This window comes from Curtobacterium sp. GD1, assembly GCF_020882855.1.
Taxonomy (GTDB): Bacteria; Actinomycetota; Actinomycetes; order Actinomycetales; family Microbacteriaceae; genus Curtobacterium.
The window spans coordinates 1-15869 of the sequence record NZ_JAFEVQ010000048.1; the positions used below are offsets into that span (position 1 = coordinate 1).

General features: G+C 73.2%; 16 protein-coding genes. 4 read left to right on the top strand and 12 right to left on the bottom strand.

What is annotated here, in order from left to right; translation table 11 throughout:
• Positions 1–200 precede the first annotated feature (200 nt).
• From pheA to JSX79_RS17385, 4 genes are read right to left on the bottom strand one after another with little or no spacing between them, the layout of a single operon-like run.
• Complete coding sequence (gene pheA, locus JSX79_RS17370) at positions 201–1157, bottom strand: prephenate dehydratase (protein WP_229087349.1); 957 nt, start codon at positions 1155–1157, stop codon at positions 201–203.
• Between the two features lie 52 nt (positions 1158–1209).
• Positions 1210–1755 carry a MarR family winged helix-turn-helix transcriptional regulator gene (locus tag JSX79_RS17375; RefSeq protein WP_070418120.1) on the bottom strand — a complete coding sequence of 182 codons (546 nt, stop codon included), beginning with the start codon at positions 1753–1755 and terminating at the stop codon, positions 1210–1212.
• 28 nt (positions 1756–1783) lie between these two features.
• Positions 1784–2221, bottom strand: coding sequence for a hypothetical protein (locus JSX79_RS17380; RefSeq protein ID WP_229087351.1), 438 nt, complete (start codon positions 2219–2221; stop codon positions 1784–1786).
• A complete protein-coding gene (locus JSX79_RS17385) occupies positions 2218–3645 on the bottom strand; it encodes a molybdopterin-dependent oxidoreductase (protein WP_229087353.1) in 1428 nt (475 codons plus the stop codon). Before JSX79_RS17385 ends, JSX79_RS17380 begins: the two co-directional genes overlap by 4 nt.
• Before the next feature lie 54 nt (positions 3646–3699).
• Between JSX79_RS17385 and JSX79_RS17390 the strand changes: the two genes are divergently transcribed.
• Genes JSX79_RS17390 through JSX79_RS17400 form a run of 3 tightly spaced genes read left to right on the top strand, consistent with a single transcriptional unit; the run spans position 3700 to position 6436 of the window.
• On the top strand, positions 3700–5145 hold the full coding sequence (locus JSX79_RS17390; RefSeq protein WP_229087354.1) for a glycosyltransferase family 87 protein: 1446 nt from the start codon (positions 3700–3702) through the stop codon (positions 5143–5145).
• A gap of 5 nt (positions 5146–5150) precedes the next feature.
• The gene (gene moaA, locus JSX79_RS17395) at positions 5151–6194 is read left to right on the top strand and encodes a GTP 3',8-cyclase MoaA (RefSeq protein ID WP_229087356.1); all 1044 of its coding nucleotides are present in this window, start codon (positions 5151–5153) and stop codon (positions 6192–6194) included.
• The gene (locus JSX79_RS17400; protein WP_229087358.1) at positions 6191–6436 is read left to right on the top strand and encodes a MoaD/ThiS family protein; all 246 of its coding nucleotides are present in this window, start codon (positions 6191–6193) and stop codon (positions 6434–6436) included. The genes moaA and JSX79_RS17400 overlap by 4 nt, the downstream gene beginning before the upstream one ends.
• Before the next feature lie 59 nt (positions 6437–6495).
• On the opposite strand, the gene JSX79_RS17405 is transcribed toward JSX79_RS17400, so the two are convergent.
• Genes JSX79_RS17405 through JSX79_RS17425 form a run of 5 tightly spaced genes read right to left on the bottom strand, consistent with a single transcriptional unit; the run spans position 6496 to position 10719 of the window.
• On the bottom strand, positions 6496–7542 hold the full coding sequence (locus tag JSX79_RS17405) for an ABC transporter ATP-binding protein (RefSeq protein ID WP_229087360.1): 1047 nt from the start codon (positions 7540–7542) through the stop codon (positions 6496–6498).
• The gene (locus JSX79_RS17410) at positions 7539–8363 is read right to left on the bottom strand and encodes an ABC transporter permease (RefSeq protein ID WP_229087361.1); all 825 of its coding nucleotides are present in this window, start codon (positions 8361–8363) and stop codon (positions 7539–7541) included. Before JSX79_RS17410 ends, JSX79_RS17405 begins: the two co-directional genes overlap by 4 nt.
• Before the next feature lie 3 nt (positions 8364–8366).
• Positions 8367–9209, bottom strand: coding sequence for a molybdate ABC transporter substrate-binding protein (gene modA / locus JSX79_RS17415; RefSeq protein WP_229087363.1), 843 nt, complete (start codon positions 9207–9209; stop codon positions 8367–8369).
• Positions 9206–10312, bottom strand: coding sequence for a ThiF family adenylyltransferase (locus JSX79_RS17420; protein WP_229087364.1), 1107 nt, complete (start codon positions 10310–10312; stop codon positions 9206–9208). The genes modA and JSX79_RS17420 overlap by 4 nt, the downstream gene beginning before the upstream one ends.
• Positions 10309–10719, bottom strand: a complete 411-nt coding sequence (locus JSX79_RS17425; RefSeq protein WP_229087375.1) for a molybdopterin-binding protein — start codon at positions 10717–10719, stop codon at positions 10309–10311. Before JSX79_RS17425 ends, JSX79_RS17420 begins: the two co-directional genes overlap by 4 nt.
• Positions 10720–10811: 92 nt before the next feature.
• Here JSX79_RS17425 and JSX79_RS17430 point away from each other — a divergent pair, with 92 nt between their 5' ends.
• Complete coding sequence (locus tag JSX79_RS17430; RefSeq protein WP_229087376.1) at positions 10812–12485, top strand: hypothetical protein; 1674 nt, start codon at positions 10812–10814, stop codon at positions 12483–12485.
• Positions 12486–12516: 31 nt separating this feature from the next.
• On the opposite strand, the gene JSX79_RS17435 is transcribed toward JSX79_RS17430, so the two are convergent.
• From JSX79_RS17435 to JSX79_RS17445, 3 genes are read right to left on the bottom strand one after another with little or no spacing between them, the layout of a single operon-like run.
• Positions 12517–13449 (bottom strand): 4-(cytidine 5'-diphospho)-2-C-methyl-D-erythritol kinase, encoded by a 933-nt coding sequence (locus JSX79_RS17435; RefSeq protein WP_229087379.1) that lies wholly within the window; start codon positions 13447–13449, stop codon positions 12517–12519.
• A 9-nt stretch (positions 13450–13458) separates the two neighbouring features.
• Positions 13459–14775: an O-acetylhomoserine aminocarboxypropyltransferase/cysteine synthase family protein gene (locus tag JSX79_RS17440; protein ID WP_070418108.1), complete on the bottom strand. Its 1317-nt coding sequence runs from the start codon at positions 14773–14775 to the stop codon at positions 13459–13461.
• Positions 14775–15827 carry an LLM class flavin-dependent oxidoreductase gene (locus JSX79_RS17445; RefSeq protein ID WP_071302821.1) on the bottom strand — a complete coding sequence of 351 codons (1053 nt, stop codon included), beginning with the start codon at positions 15825–15827 and terminating at the stop codon, positions 14775–14777. Before JSX79_RS17445 ends, JSX79_RS17440 begins: the two co-directional genes overlap by 1 nt.
• Positions 15828–15869 lie beyond the last annotated feature (42 nt).

Genomic DNA, 15869 nt, shown 5'->3' on the forward strand with positions numbered 1-15869 from the left:
CACCGCGCCGCGCCGCGGTGCGCGCGGCCGCGCCGCGCGCGGCCGCGCGGCGCGGCGGTGGGCGCGCGGCGCACAGCGAAAGTCCATCGGAACCACGCGACGACGTGGTTCGGAGGGACTTTGGTTGTGCGGGAGCAGATCGCGCCGGTGCACGAGGGGGCGCGCGCAGCGCGCAGCGCGCAGCGCGCAGCGCTCAGCGCTCAGCGCGCCTCGGGCTCGCCCGACACGATCGCGCGCAGCCAGTCGCGCGCCTCGACGAACGCGACGTCCGAGTAGCGCGCGGGCACCTCGGGCCGGACCCCGTCGGCCCGCGGGTACGACCCGAGGAACGTCACGCGCGGGCTGAACCGCCGCAGGCCGAGCAGTGCGTCCGCCACGCGCTCGTCCCGCACGTGCCCGTCGAGGTCGATGACGAACCGGTAGCGCCCGAGCTCGTCGCCGATCGGCCGCGAGGACAGCAACCCCATGTTGATGCCCCGCGTCGCGAACTGCTCGAGCATGTCGACCAGGGCGCCGGGGTGGTCGGCGGGCAGTTCGACGATGACGCTGGTCTTGTCGGCGCCGGTCGGCTCGGGCAGCGCCAGGGTCTTCGACACGAGCACGAACCGGGTGACCGCCGAGGCGTTGTCCCCGATGGACGAGGCCAGGACCTCGAGCGCGTAGTGGTCGGTGATCCCCGGGGGTGCGACCGCGGCGTCGGCGGTGGGGTGCTCGTCGAGCAGGGCTGCCGCGGCGGCCACGTTCGAGGACGCCGGGATGTGCCCGTGGCCGCGGACGTTCGCCTCGAGCCAGTTGTGGGTCTGGGCGTAGGCCACGGGGTGCGCGTTCACGGTCCGGACGTCGGAGAGCGCGGTGCCGGGGCGGACGACGAGCACGAAGTCGACGGGGACGAGGTACTCCCCCACGATGCGCACGCCGGGGATCCGGGCGAGGGCGTCCTGCGTCGCGCTGACCCCGCCGTCGACGCTGTTCTCGATGGCGATGACGGCACCGATCGACCGGCCGCTGACGACGTCGTCGAGGGCCTCGCCGACGTTGTTGACGCTCCGCCAGGGCTTGCCGGCCGCGGCGTCCACGAGCTTGAGCGCGGCCTCGGTGAAGGTCCCTGCGGGTCCGAGGTAGGAGTACGTGTCGGACGGCGCGGCGGACTCGGTCATGCGGCGAGCCTATTGCAACGCCCACGGCCCGCAGGCGTGCGTGACGGTGGCGTCAGTCGGTCGCCGTACCCGTCAGCCGGGCCTCACAGATGGCGGGCTCGTCGTCGTCGCGCGGGTAGGTCAGGGCGGCGAACCGCCCCTCGGGGTCGAGCCGGCTGAGGAGCGCCGCGGCGATGCCGTCGAGCTGCCCGACCTGCTCGTCGCTCAACGCGTCGATCACCACGCGACGGGCGGTCCGGACGTGGTCGGGGGCCGCGTCGACGATGGTCGCGTAGCCGGCGTCGGTCAGCCGGACGTCGGTCGCGCGCCGGTCGTCGGTCGAGGGACAGCGCGCCACGAGGCCGCGCTTCTCGAGCCGGGACACCACGTGGGACAGCCGCGGCAGCGAGGCGTTCGTCGCCGAGGCGAGCGCCGACATCCGGAGCGTCCGGGAGTCGGTCTCGGAGAGCATCGCGATGACCATGTAGTCGAAGTGCGTCAGGTCGGCGTCGCGCTGGAGCTGCTGGTCGAGCGCGGCCGGCAGCAGTTCCATGACCGCGACGAGCTTCATCCACGCGCGCAGCTGGTCGCGGGTGAGCCACGGGGTGTCGTCGGTCATGCGTCGAGTCTACCGAAAGGTTGTCGGTTCAACCAGTACTCGCGCGAACGCGTGCCGGACGACGTGCGGCGACCACGAGCACCACCACGACGACGAGCAGCAGGGCCCCCTCGACGAGGAGCAGCCGCGCGCCGTAGTCGAACGGCAGCACCGTCGGGTTCTTCTGCCCGTGCGCCTTCGCCGCGATCTCCGGCAGGACCACGAGCGCGAGGACGCTCCCGAGCACGACGACCGCCTGCACGACGACGAGCGCCCAGGCACGCAGCGTCCGCCCGGTGCGGCGCAGGAGGAGCCCCACTCCGACGACGAACGGCGACAGGATCGCGTCGTGCAGGACCACGGCCCCGAGGAGCCAGGTCGCCAGCCCCCAGATCCGGTTCGGTCGGACCGTCGTCACGAGGACGTACGCCCCGAACGCGATGACGAGCACCCCGACCACGACGAGCACGATGCGTGCGGTCCTCATGCGATCACCTCGATCTTCTCGATCCACTTGGTCTGCAGCACACCGGGTCGTCCGGGAGCGATGATCCGCGCCGGGAACCCGTGGTCGAGGTCGAGCGTCGCGCCGTTCAGCTCGAGCGCGATGAGCGTCGTCGGGTCCTCGGCGTACTCGGGGCCCATGTCCATGATGCGGTAGCCGCCGTGCCGCTCGAGGCTCGTCACCCGCACGTGCGACCCCGGCGCCGCCTGCACGGCGCCGAGCAGGTCGCGCATCCGCACGCCCTTCCAGGTCGCCATCTGGCTCCACCCCTCGACGCAGGAGATCGGGAGCTCGGCCTCGGCGGTGCCGAGCGCGACGAGCTCGGCTCGCGAGAAGGTGCGGACCACGTCGTGCCCGACGACGGTCAGGGACCAGTCGGCGGCGGTGGCGGTGGCCAGCACACCGGCGGCACGGGCCGTGCGGTTGACCGGCAGGTCGTTCGGCCCGCGGTGCCGCTGTCGGGCACCGAACACGTTGAACGGCTCGGCGAGCGTGCTCGACTGTCCGGCGGTCAACGCCACGACACCGACCGTCGCGGCGGTCACACCGGCGAAGAACCCGCGTCGGGCGATCCGCTCACGTCGACCGTCGGTCGCGTCCGGTGTGGCCCTGGAGGCGCGGCTCGCCTCCGCCGCACCGGCCTGCGGCACGCCGAGACTCGGCTCTGCGGACGCCGCTCGGGTCGCGGACGCCGAGTCCGGTCCGCCGGGACGAGTCTCGGCAGCGTCCGCCGGGACGGCCGGCTCGGCCGGCACGCCGTCGACCCAGCGGAGCACACGGCCGGTGATGCCGCGGGGGTAGGACGCGACCGCCTGCGGTGCCGGAGCCGACGTGGCGGGGTCGATCCGTGCCTCCTGGGACGGCGAGAGCAGCTCGCTCCCCGCGGCCGGGTCGACCACGAACCGGCCGTGCTCGTCGTACGAGTCCCGCTTCCGCCAGTACCGGGTGATCAGCCGGAGCTTCACGCCGATGTGCAGCACGAGCGACCCGATGAGCACGTACGCGAGCGCGTTGTGGACCTGCTTGAACGGGAACGGCCACGGGTACCACTGGTACGTGTTGAGCAGGCCCGTCGTCACCTGCACGATCGCCGACGCCACGAACACCGCGATGGACAGCCGCTCGAGCAGGTGCAGCGGCCCACGCACCGGCGGGGTCTGCACGAGTGCCGGCATGACCGTGTTGAGCTTCGCGAGCAGCAGCGGGATGATCGCGATCCCCGCGGTGATGTGCACGCCCTGCGTGAACTGGTAGAGCTGCGCGGGACGGGTCGGGAACCGCATCCACGGCAGCGGCTGCTGGAGGAAGTAGCTGTAGACGCCGGTCGCGAAGCAGACCAGGAACGCCACCCCGAGCAACCGCCCCAGGACGACCGCCGTCCGCGCGTTCCGGTTCGGCGACGCCATCGCGGATCGTGCATCCAGGAGCAGCCCGCGGACCATGGATAGCCTCGTCGCACCATGAGTGAACGACTTCGCCCCGGCCGACTCCTGCCGACCGTGCTGGCCGTGGTCGGCGTGCTCGCTCTGTCGGGCGTCATCGCCTTCGGCGTCACGCATCTGGGGTTCCTCCGGTCCGGTCATCGTTCCCCATTCGTTGCGTGGACCCTGATCGCTTGGACGGTGTTCGCGCTCGCGGTGCTCGCGCTGCGGTTCGTCCCGGCGAAGTGGATGACGTGGCTCGTGGTCGGCGGTGGCCTGGTGGTCGGGCTCGCCGCCATCGCCGGGCCGCCGAACACCAGCACCGACTCTGCTCGCTACGCCTGGGACGGCATCGTGCAGCACGCCGGGATCTCGCCGTACGCGCACACGCCGCAGTCGACCGCGTTGTCCGGTCTGCGCCCCGACTGGCTCTTCCCCGACAAGGTCGACGGCACGTGCAAGCCACTCGAACCCCGGTTCCGCGGGCTCGGCGACGGCGCGGACGGGCACTGCGTCGCGATCAACCGCCCGGACGTCGTGACGATCTACCCGCCGATGGCCCAGCTCTGGTTCGCGGCGGTGCGGGCGTTCGTGCCGGCCACCGCGCAGTACATGCCGTTCCAGGTCGCGGGGCTGCTCCTGTCGCTCGGCGTCACCCTGGGCCTGGTCGTCGTGCTCCGCAAGCTCGGACGACCGACGTGGTGGGCCGCACTGTGGGCGTGGTCCCCGCTCGTCGCGTCCGAAGCCGTCACCAACTCGCACGTCGATGCCCTCGGCGCGGCCCTGGCCACCGCCGGCGCCGTGCTCGTCGCCTTCGGCCGCCCGATCTGGGGCGGGATCGCCCTCGGCGCCGCGACCGCGACGAAGCTCATCCCCGCGATCGTGTACCCGCCACTGCTCGGTCGGTGGCGGAACTGGTGGGCGATCCCGGTCGGCATCGCGGTGTTCGGGCTGCTCTACGTGCCGTACGTGCTGACGACGGGCCTCGACGTCCTCGGCTACCTGCCCGGGTACCTGTCGGAAGAGGGCTATGAGGACGGCTCCCGGTTCGCCCTGGTCTCGCTCGTCTTCCACGGCGACGCGGCGACGCTCGTGGTCGGACTGCTCGTCCTGCTGGCGGCGTTCGTGGCGTGGCGGCTGTCCGACCCCGCGCGGCCGTGGTCCGGCGAGGTCCTCCTCATCGGCGTGACGTTCCTCGCGGTGAGCCCGCGCTACCCCTGGTACGCGCTGCTCCTCATCCCCTTCGTGGTGCTCTCCGGACGCTGGGAGTGGCTGTCGATCGGGCTCGCCATCGCCCTGCGCGGCGTCTGGCCGTCGGCGGACGCGTACCGCTGGTGGCTCGCCGCCGCGGTCGCCGTGGTCATCGTCGTCACGCTGGTGCGCACCCGGCGGTCCGACTGGGAGCGCTGGGGGCGCCGGCTCGCCTTCCGGGAACGAGCGCTCGCGATGTCATCAGGTGGAGGACCCGCCGACCCCGTACGCTGACGCTCATGGCACCCGCGACCATGCTCGGCTCCACCGGCGGCCTGCTCGACCGGTTCGGGCGGCGCGCGGTCGACCTGCGCGTGTCGCTCACCGAGCGCTGCAACCTCCGCTGCACGTACTGCATGCCGGCGGCCGGGCTGCCGTTCGCCCCCGACGACGCACTCATGACCGCGGCCGAGATCGAGCGGCTCGTCCGGCTCGCGACCGACCGCTTCGGCGTGCGCAAGGTCCGCTTCACCGGCGGTGAGCCGATGCTCCGCCACGACCTCGTCGACGTGATCGCCCGGTGCGCCGCGCTCCCCGACGCCCCGGAGCTGTCGCTCACCACGAACGCGATCGGGCTCGCCCACCGCGCGGCCGCCCTGTACGACGCCGGCCTCCGACGCGTGAACGTGTCGCTCGACACCGTCGATCCGGACGTCTTCACCACCGTGACCCGGCGCCCGTTCCTCGACAAGGTCATCGCCGGGCTCGAGGCCGCCCGGGCAGCGGGGCTCGCGATCAAGGTCAACGCGGTGCTGCTGCGCGGCGTGAACGACCACCTGGCGCCGGACCTCATGCGGTGGTGCCTCGACCGCGGCTACGAGCTCCGGTTCATCGAGCAGATGCCGCTCGACCCCGATCACGCCTGGGACCGCACGTCGATGGTGACCGCGGCCGAGACCCGGGCGATGCTGTCCGAGTCGTTCGCCCTGGTGCCGGACGAGGCGCCCCGCGACGGCGCCCCGGCCGAGCGCTTCCGGGTGCTCGCGCGGACGGCCGACGGCGGCGTCGGTGCGGAGCTCGGCACGATCGGCATCATCGCGAGCATCACCGAGTCGTTCTGCGCCGACTGCACCCGCACCCGTCTGACGGCCGACGGCAACGTCCGCAGCTGCCTCTTCTCGGACGACGAGACCGACGTGCTCGGCCCGATGCGCAAGGGTGCCTCCGACGACGAGGTCGCCGAGCTCTGGCGCCTGGCGATGTGGGCGAAGCCCCGCGACCACGGCGACGACAGCGACGACCTGGTGCACCCCACCCGGGGCATGAGCGCGATCGGCGGATGACGGTGACGACGATCCGGTTCTTCGCCGCGGCCCGGGCAGCGGTGGGCGTGGACGACGTCGCCGTGCGGGCAGCGACGCTCGACGAGGCCCTGCGGTCGGTGACGGCGGACGACCCCGATCGGTGGCGGGCGCTGCAGGAGCGCTGCTCGTACCTCGTCGACGGGGTGACGACGCGCGACCGGGCGACCGGGCTCGACGGTGTGGCGGTCGTCGACGTCATGCCGCCCTTCGCCGGCGGCTGAGCCCGGCAGCCGAGTCCGGCGGCCGAGTCCGGCGGCTGAGCCCGGCGGCCGAGTCCGACTCAGTCCTGGGTGGGTCCGTCCGGCCGGTAGACCGTCAGTTCGTCCGCCGGGACCGCGATCCGCACGGCATCCCCCGGGGCGAGCCCCAGCGCCGCAGCCACCGCGACCGTGACGTCCGCCACGAGGTCGCCGGCCCGCACCCGGACGAGCCCGTCCCGCGGTTCGAGTCCGGTCACCCGGCGCTCCGGCCCGGCACCGTCGCGCGTCACGACGGCGGCCGTCGGGTGGTAGACGGCGAGGGCGGACGGGCCAGGAGGCGCGGTGCCGGTCGACGACGCGAGCGCACCCCCGTCGTCGAGGGCGATCCCACCCCGGGTGGCGGTACCGCGCAGGAGCGTCAGGCCCGAGAAGGACGCCGCGAACGCGCTGGTCGGGCGCCCGAGGACGACGGCGGTCGGCCCCTGCTCGGCGACCCGGCCGCCCTCGAGCACGACGATGCGGTCCGCGAGGGTGACGGCCTCGAGCGGATCGTGCGTGACGAGGACCGTCGGTCGACCGGTCCGGGCCGTTCCGAGGGCGGTGCGGACCTCGGCCCGGGCGTCGACGTCGAGCGCCGAGGTGGGCTCGTCGAGCAGCAGGAGCGCCGGCTCGGTGGCGAGGGCCCGGGCGATCGCCACGCGCTGGGCCTGCCCTCCCGAGAGCGTCCCCGGTGCGCGGTCCGCCAGACCGGCCACGCCGACGGCGGCGAGGGCCGCGTCGGAGCGGAGCCGCGCCTCCTGGCCCCCGGAACCGGCCGCGCGCGGTCCGTAGCCGACGTTGCGGGCGACCGACAGGTGGGGGAACAGGTCCGCGCGCTGGGCGACGAGCCCGACCCCGCGGCGGTGCGCTCGGACGCCCGTGAGGTCGCGGTCGCCGAGCAGGACCGATCCGGACCGGATGCGCAGCAGTCCGGCGAGGGCCTCGACGACCGTGGACTTGCCCGCGCCGTTCGGCCCGACCAGCGCGACGCACTCGTCCGGTGCGACGTCGAGGTGGACGTCGACGCCACGGTCGGGGACGACGACGTGGGCGCGGAGGCCGCTGTGCGCCGGACGCTCGCGGCTCATGCGAGTGCCGTCCGGGTGCGGAGCGCGGAGGCACCGATGACCACGAGCGCGACGACGACCAGCACGAGCGCCAGCGCGACCGCGGTGTCCGGGTCGATCTCGCGCTGCAGGTAGATCTCGAGGGGCAGCGTCCGGGTGACGCCCTGCAGGCTGCCGGCGAACGTGAGGGTCGCGCCGAACTCCCCGAGGGCACGGGCGAAGCAGAGGACGAGGCCGGCCAGGATGCCCTGGAGCACCCGCGGTGTCGTCACCGTCAGGAACGTCCGGGTCGGGGACGCACCGAGCGTCGCGGCGACCCGCTCGAACCGGTCGCCCCCGACGCGCAGCGCACCCTCGATCGAGGACACCAGGAACGGCATCGCGACGAAGGTCTGCGCGATCACGACCGCGGCCGTGGTGAAGGCGATCCGGAGACCGTGGTCGTCGAGCCACGCCCCGACGACGCCGAGCCGACCGAACGCCGCGAGCAGGGCCAGTCCCCCGACGACCGGCGGCAGCACGAGCGGCAGCAGGACCAGGGCACGTGCGGCCCCGATCCACCGCGACGTGGACCGGGCGAACAGGACGGCGAGCGGGTAGCCGAGCACGAAGGCGATGCCCGTCGCGGCGGCAGCGGTCCCGAGGCTCAGTCCGAGGGCGGTGAGCGACGCGGGCGACGTGACGAGTGCGCCGAACGACCCCCAGTCGACGCGGCCGACCATCGCCAGGACCGGGACCACCACGAACAGGCCGCCGAGGACAGCCGGGACCGGCAGCCACCACGGCACCGGGGTGCGGACGGACGGGCTCGCCCGGGGTGTTCGGTCAGTGTGGTCGGGCACGGCTCAGGGGGCTCCGAAGCCGGCGTCGGCGAGCACCTTCTGGCCGGCGTCGGAACGCACGTACGCCGTGAACGCCGCCGCGAGGTCGGGGTTCGACGCGTCCTTCAGGACACCGATCGGGTAGGTGTTGACGGCCTTCGACGCCGCGTCGAACCGGACGCCGTCGACCTTGCCGCCGGCACCCTCGACGTCGGTCACGTAGACGAGTCCCGCGTCCGCCTGGCCGGACTCGACCTTGCCGAGGACGTCGGTCACCGACTGCTCCTCGCTGACCGGCTGCAGGTCGACACCGGTGGCCTGCTCGACCTTCGCGGTCGCGGCACCGCACGGCACCGGGGTGGCGCAGGTGACGAGCTGCACGTCCGAGGCGGTCAGGTCGTCGAGGTCCTTGATCCCCTTCGGGTTGCCGGGAGCCACGGCGATCTCGAGGACGTTCGTGGCGAAGTCCCGCGGCGAACCGGCGGCGATGTCGGTCTTCACGAGCTTGTCCATGTTCGCCTCGTCGGCGGACGCGAACACGTCGGCGGGGGCGCCGTTCTGGATCTGGGTGACGAGGTCGCTCGACCCGGCGAACGAGAAGGTGATCGTGGTCCCCGGGTGGGCGGCCTCGTACTGCTCACCGAGGGTCGTGAACGTCTTCTGGAGCGACGCCGCGGCGAAGACGGTGATCTTCCCGGTCGGGGCCGCGGCCGTGCTGCTCGCGCTGGTGCTCGGGGCGGTCGTGTCCGTCGTGCCGGCCGTGCCAGCCGTGCCAGCCGTGTCGGCCGTGCTGCAGCCGGCGAGGCCGACGGCGACGAGGGCGGTCGCGGCGATCAGGAGGGCGGCGTTCCGCACGTGCGTCGTCATTGCTCGATCGTATCCGCATCTGCGGTCACCGCGGGCCGGATCGTCGGCAGGCCCTCTCGGTCCCAGGCATGGATGCCCCCGTCGAGGACCGTCGCGTCACGACCTGCGGCACGGGCTGCGCGTGCCCAGGCGGTCGCGCGGACGCCACTGGCGCACACCACGACGACGGGTCGGTCGTCGTCCGCGGCGAGGTCCTCGGGCGGGATGCTGCCGCGGACGATCCCGGTGGCCCGTTCGGCCGGGGTGCGGACGTCGACGAGGACGGGTCCGCCGCTGCCGCCGCTGCCGCCGGTGGTCCGGTCGAGTCGGGCGGCGAGTGCCGCCGGGGCGATCCGGGGCGGGGCCTCGTCCACCGAGGGGGCCGGACGCCGGGAGCCAGGGCCACGTCGCAGCGTGCTCTCGGTCCAGCGCCACCGCCGGGCGTCGACCGTGAGCACCCGACCGGTCAACGGCTCCCCGATGCCGGCGACGAGCGCGGTCACCTGGGCCGCCATCACCGAGCCGACGGCGCCGCACAGCGCGGGCAGCACGCCGTCGAGCGCGCAGGACCCCTCGTCCGGCAGGGCGTCCGGGTGCAGGTCGTGGAAGTCGATCGGCTCCGGCCCGGCGTCGTGGAACACCGACACCTGCCCGTCGGTGCCGAGGACCGTGCCCCACACGAACGGGACCCCGGCCGTGGAGCAGGCGTCCGAGATCGCCCGGGTGACCTCGACGCTGTCCGCGGCGTCGACGACCACGTCGTGGCCCGCGACGTGGTCGGCGTGGAACGGCTCGGCGAGTGCGACGACCTCGAGCTCCGGGTCGACGCCACGCACCCGCTCGGCCGCGCACTCGGCCTTGGGTCGCCCAACGTCCGCCGCGGCGAAGAGCGTCTGCCGTGCCAGGTTGGACGTGTCGACGACGTCGTGGTCGACGATGGTGACGCGGCGGAGCCCCGACCCGGCCAGGTACGTGAGCACGGGCGCGCCGAGGCCACCGGCGCCGACGACGAGGACGCTCGCCTCGGACAGCGCCCGGACGGCCCCGTCCCCCGCGCCCTGGAGCGCCGCGGTGCGGGACAGCAACCGACGGCGGTCGTCGCTCGTGTGCCGGTCGTCGGTCATGCGTCGGTCGGTTCCGCCGGCACCTCGACCGACACCATCGTCGCCTTGACCGATGCGACGGCGACCGTCCCGACCTCGAGCCCGAGGTCGCGGACGGCCTCGGCGCTCATGAGCGACACGACCCGGTGCGGGCCGCTCTGCAGCTCCACCTGCGCCATCACGCCGTCGACCACGAGGTCGGTGACGATCCCGACGAACCGGTTGCGCGCCGAGCTCTTCGTCCCCGACGGGTCGTCGAGCTGCCCGCCCGTGCCGCGGATGTGCGCCGCGAGTTCCCGCCCGTCCACGACGGTCCGTCCGGCGGGGTCGGTCCCCCGCGTGAAGGTCCCGGCGTCGACCATCCGCCGGACGGTGTCGTCGCTGACGCCGAGGTACCGCGCGGCGTCGCGGATGCGGAGCTTCGTCATGGTCCTCCGCACGATACCGGTATGTGGAACTCTCAGTCTGGGCTGCGGGGACGCCGGGCACCTGCCCAGCCGCCGCGGATACCGTCCTCACCGTGACTGCACCACGGACCGGCACCATCAGCATCCCCCGAACGTCGGGGATCGCGCCGGTCCGTGCCCGCTCCCGCTCCTGGTTCCGCGGCCTCGTGTCGAGCATCGGCACCGCCGTCGTCCGTACGCCCGAGCTGACGGTCGGCGCGTTCGGCGTGATCGTCTGCGCCGCCTTCGCCTGGGTCCCGTCGCTCTGGTACGACGAGGCCGCGACGGTCACGAGCGCCCAGCGGACCTGGCCGCAGCTCTGGGCCGAGCTGCACAGCGTCGACGCCGTGCACGGGCTCTACTACTCGCTGATGCACGTCTGGTTCTGGCTCGTCGGGTACACGCCGTTCACGCTGCGGTTCCCGAGCGCCCTGGCCATCGGCGTGGCGGCGGGGCTCCTCGTCGCGCTCGGGCGCCGGCTCGGCGGACTTCGCCTCGGCATCACCGCCGGGCTCGTGTTCCTCGCGCTGCCCCGCGTGCAGTGGGCCGGGTCCGAGGGCCGGCCGTACGCCACGATCACGACCTTGGCCGTCTGCCTCACCCTCGTCGGCCTGACCGCGGTCCGCCGCACCCGGACGGGTCGCAGCCTGCACTGGTGGGCGGCCTACGGGGCACTCGCACTCGTCTCGGTGACCTTCAACGTCTACCTCTCGCTCGCGGTCGTCGCGCACGCCGTGACCCTGCTGTGGACGCTGGTGGCCCGCCGCGCGGCCGTCCGTCGCGCCACGGTGTCCCGCCGCGGCCACGACCTGGGCCCGGCGCTCGTGACCCGCGGGGTCCTGGTCCGCTGGGCCGTCGCAGCCGCCTTCGCCGCCGTGGCCGTCTCCCCGCTCGTCGTCGAGGTCGCCTCGCAGTCGAAGCAGGTCGCGTGGATCGCCGGCATCGGCGAGCGCACGGGAGTGCAGGTGTTCGCCACGGCCTGGTTCGGCGGCGTCGACGTGTACGCCGCGGGCGCGTGGGCGCTCATGCTCGTCGGCACGGTGTTCGCCCTCGTCGAGGCGCACCGGCGCTCCGCCACGGTCCGGTCGCTCGTCCGGGCGCAGGCGGTCCGCGTCGCCGTGCCGCTCGTCGTCATCCCGACGGCCGCGCTCGTCCTCGCCACGGCGATGGGGAAGCACCTGTACTCCCCGAAGTACGCCACGCTCAGTCTGCCGTTCGTCGCACTGCTCATCGCCCTCGCCCTGACGCTGGTCCGGCCGAAGGCACTGCTCGCCGCCGCCGTGGCCGCCGTCCTCGTGCTGTCAGTGCCGACGGCCATCGCCGTGAAGGAGCCGCTCGCGAAGCAGGACTCGACCTGGGCCCGTGCCGCCTCGATCATCGCCGCCGAGCGGAGCACCAACCGCGCCGACGCCGACGAGGGTGTCGTGTTCGGCAGCGTCTACGGGCACCCCGGCACCACCGCCGACGTCATCCGCGTCTCCTACCCGTCGGCGTTCGCGGGCATGACGGACCTCGGCGTGCGCAAGGTCGGAGCCGAGTCCGGCGTCCTGTGGAACCAGACCGGGGACCTCGAGACGACGATCCCGAGCCGCCTGGGCGACATCGACACGGTGTGGTTCGTCGGCGGGACGGTGAAGGCACGCAACATCGAGCCGGAGACCGCCGCGGTGCTCGCGGAGCACGGCTTCACGGCGAAGGAGCACTGGAAGACCGGCACGGTCGTCATCACGGAGTACGTCCGGAACTGACCGGCCCACGGGGCCCGCCAGTGCAGGACGGTCAGTGCAGGACGCGGGCGCCGTGCACCGGTCCGGCGGCACGCACCGCGACCATGCCGGCGGCGCTGAGCTCGACCTGCACCTCGAGCGCGGCATCACGGTCGGCGACGAGGAACGCCACCGTCGGCCCACTGCCCGACACCAGTCCGGCGAGGGCACCGGCCTTCTCACCGATCTCGAGCGTCGTCGCGAGCGCGGGCTGGAGGCGCATCGCCGGGGCCTGCAGGTCGTTGTGCAGGCAGTCCGCGAGCAGGTCGGGATCGCCGGCGCGGAGGGCCTGCAGCACGTTCGCCTCGACCACGGGCGTGGTGGGTGCCGGCGCGATGTCCGCACGGTACCGCTCACGGTGTTCGTCGAGCGCCCGGTACACGGCGGGCGTCGAGAGGCCGGCGTCGCTCAGGGCGAGCACCCAGTGGAACTCGCCCTTGGCCAGCGCCGGGCTCAGCTCGTCGCCGCGCCCGGTCCCGACCGCGGTCCCGCCCGCGAAGGCGAAGGGCACGTCGGCGCCGAGCTGCGCGGCGAGACGCAGCAGTTCCTCGCGCCCGAGCGCAGTCCCCCACAGCGTGTCGACGGCGAGCAGGGTCGCTGCGGCGTCGGCCGATCCACCGCCCATGCCACCGGCGACCGGGACCTGCTTGTCGATGGTGAGCCGGACGCCCCCGCGGTACCCGGCTGCGTCGGCCACGAGGCGCGCGGCCCGGATCGCGAGGTTCGAATCGTCGACCGGGACCGACCGGGTGTCGATCGGCCCGGTGAAGGTCACCGAGAAGTCGTCCGCCGGCTCGGCCGAGACGTCCTCGTACAACGAGACGGCCTGGTACGCCGTCGCCACGTCGTGGTACCCGTCGTCCTGCAGGGCCCCCACCGACAGGTAGACGTTGATCTTCCCGGGGGCGCGAGTCCGCACACGGGTCGGTGCGGCCAGCGTGGTCATGCCCCCAACCTATCCCGACGCAGCCGCGAAGCCGCGCGCGAGGTCCGCGAGGATGTCGTCCACGTGCTCGAGTCCGATGGACAGCCGGATCAGCCCGTCCCCGACCCCCGCGGCCGCCCGCTCCGCCGAGGTCATCTGCACGTGGGTCGTCGAGGCCGGGTGCACGACGAGCGAGCGCACGTCGCCGATGTTCGACACGTGGTCGAACAGCTCGAGCGCCGCGACGAACCGCCGCCCGGCGTCGACCCCGCCGTCGAGGTCGAACGCGAGCACCGCCGACGGACCCGCCGGCACGTACCGCTGGGCGAGTTCGTGCCACGGCGACGACGGCAGCCCGGCGTAGTGCACGCCGAGCACCTGGTCGTGCGCGTCGAGCCACGTCGCCACCGCGGCCGCGTTCGACACGTGCCGGTCCATCCGGAGCGACAGGGTCTGGATGCCCTGCAGCACGAGGAAGGCGTTGAAGGGTGCGATCGCCGGCCCGAGGTCGGCGGAGAGCTTCGAGCGGGTGCGCTGGATGAATGCGCGCCGCCCGAACTTCGCCGCGAAGTTCGTGTTCGCGAACCCGGACTGCTCGGTCGTGGCGAGCTGCGGGTACCGCTCGGCGTGCGCCGCCCAGTCGAAGTTCCCGCTGTCGACGATGAGCCCGGCGATGGCGCTGCCGTGGCCGGCCAGGTACTTCGTCGCCGAGTGCACGACGATGTCCGCACCGTGCTCGATCGGCCGGACGAGGTACGGCGTGGCGATGGTGTTGTCGACGATGAGCGGCACGCCGTGCTCGTGCGCGACACCGGCCACCCCCGCGAAGTCGAGGACGTCGCCGCGCGGGTTCGGGATCGACTCGCCGAAGAACGCCTTCGTCTCCGGACGGACCGCCGCCGCCCACTCGTCGAGGTCGGTCGGGTCCTGCACGAACGTGAACGCGATGCCGAGGTCGCCCAGGGTGGAGGCGAAGAGCGTGTAGGTCGCGCCGTAGAGCGACGCACTCGACACGATGTGGTCTCCGGCGCGGGCCAGGCCGAGGACGGCGAGCGAGGTCGCAGCCTGCCCGGACGCGAGCGCGAGGGCGCCGACACCACCCTCGAGGTCGGCGATGCGACGCTCGAGCGCGGCAGCCGACGGGTTGTTCACCCGCGAGTACGTGTGACCGGGCGCGTTGAGCATGAAACGGTCGGCCGCGTCCTCGCCCGACGGGTACACGAACGCGGCGCTCTGCGCGATCGGCGGCACGTTGGCACCGAACCCGGGGTCCGCCCGGAAGCCGGCACGGATCTGCCGGGTCTCGAAGGCCCAGCCGGCCTCGGTGCCGTCGGAGGCGTCGCCCATCAGACGACCGCCCCGGACGGCGCGGCCACGGACGGCCGGACGAGCGGGATGACCTGCTCGCCGAACCGGTCCATCTCCTCGAGCTGCGGCGAGAACTGCAGCAGCAGCGTGTCCACCCCGGCGTCCTCGAACTCGCGGATCCGCGCGGCCACCTGCTCCGGCGTCCCCACGAACCCGGGGCGGAGCCCACGGTTCGACACCGAGTAGTCCTCGAGCGACGGCACGTGCTCGAGCTGCGACTTCGAGATGAAGTCCTGGTACGACTCGTACGCGTGCCCGTGCTGCACGTCGGTGATCCGGGCGAGCTCGGCCTGCGCCTCCTCCTCGGTCTCGCGGACGATGACGTAGGCGGCCATGCCGAACGCCTCGAACGGCGGCAGCCCGGCGTCGACACGGCGCTGCTTCATCTCGGCGATCTTCGTCCGGAGCTCCTCGACGGTGCCGCCGTGGGTCACGTAGGCGTCGGCGTACCCGGTGATCGCCGCCTTGCCGGCCTCGCTCTCGCCGCCGGCGTAGATGCGCGGGGTGACCCGGGGCTTCGGCTCGAGGTGGCTGTTCTCGATGTCGTAGTACTCGCCGTGGAAGGAGTACGGCGTCTCCCGCCAGAGCCCCTTCATGATCTCGACGAACTCCGCCGTGCGCTTGTACCGGTCGTCGTGCTCCGAGAAGATGCCGCCGTACTGCTTGGCCTCTTCCGCCCACCACGCGCTCACCACGTTGAACGTGAACCGGCCGCACGAGATGTCGTCGATCGTCGCGGCCTGCTTCGCCGTCACCGCGGGCAAGTGGTACCCGGGTCGCATCGCCGCCATGATCTCGAGGCGCTCGGTCGTCGCCGCGATGGCCGCGGCGAGCGACCAGGCCTCCAGCGAGGGCGCGGCCGTGCCCTTGATGTCGTTGAGGTTGAGCTCCGGCACGAGCGTCAGGTCGAAGCCGATCCGCTCGGCGCGCTGCGCCAGCCGCTTCACGTAGTCGAAGGTGACCGGCATGTTCTCGTTGTCGACGTTGCGCAGCCAGCCGCCGAAGAGCGGGGTCCAGTATCCGAATCGCACGGGGTGGGTTCCTTGGGGAGGTGGGGAGGGTCGGACTGGAGG

Coding starts and splice junctions, on each gene's coding strand:
- JSX79_RS17385 (WP_229087353.1), bottom strand. CDS start 3,645: ATGGCGTCGCCGAACCGGAACGCGCGGACGGCGGTCGTCCTGGGGCGG.
- JSX79_RS17425 (WP_229087375.1), bottom strand. CDS start 10,719: ATGACGAAGCTCCGCATCCGCGACGCCGCGCGGTACCTCGGCGTCAGC.
- JSX79_RS17390 (WP_229087354.1), top strand. CDS start 3,700: ATGAGTGAACGACTTCGCCCCGGCCGACTCCTGCCGACCGTGCTGGCC.
- JSX79_RS17405 (WP_229087360.1), bottom strand. CDS start 7,542: ATGAGCCGCGAGCGTCCGGCGCACAGCGGCCTCCGCGCCCACGTCGTC.
- JSX79_RS17435 (WP_229087379.1), bottom strand. CDS start 13,449: ATGACCACGCTGGCCGCACCGACCCGTGTGCGGACTCGCGCCCCCGGG.
- JSX79_RS17375 (WP_070418120.1), bottom strand. CDS start 1,755: ATGACCGACGACACCCCGTGGCTCACCCGCGACCAGCTGCGCGCGTGG.
- JSX79_RS17440 (WP_070418108.1), bottom strand. CDS start 14,775: ATGGGCGACGCCTCCGACGGCACCGAGGCCGGCTGGGCCTTCGAGACC.
- modA (WP_229087363.1), bottom strand. CDS start 9,209: ATGACGACGCACGTGCGGAACGCCGCCCTCCTGATCGCCGCGACCGCC.
- JSX79_RS17380 (WP_229087351.1), bottom strand. CDS start 2,221: ATGAGGACCGCACGCATCGTGCTCGTCGTGGTCGGGGTGCTCGTCATC.
- JSX79_RS17400 (WP_229087358.1), top strand. CDS start 6,191: ATGACGGTGACGACGATCCGGTTCTTCGCCGCGGCCCGGGCAGCGGTG.
- JSX79_RS17420 (WP_229087364.1), bottom strand. CDS start 10,312: ATGACCGACGACCGGCACACGAGCGACGACCGCCGTCGGTTGCTGTCC.
- moaA (WP_229087356.1), top strand. CDS start 5,151: ATGGCACCCGCGACCATGCTCGGCTCCACCGGCGGCCTGCTCGACCGG.
- pheA (WP_229087349.1), bottom strand. CDS start 1,157: ATGACCGAGTCCGCCGCGCCGTCCGACACGTACTCCTACCTCGGACCC.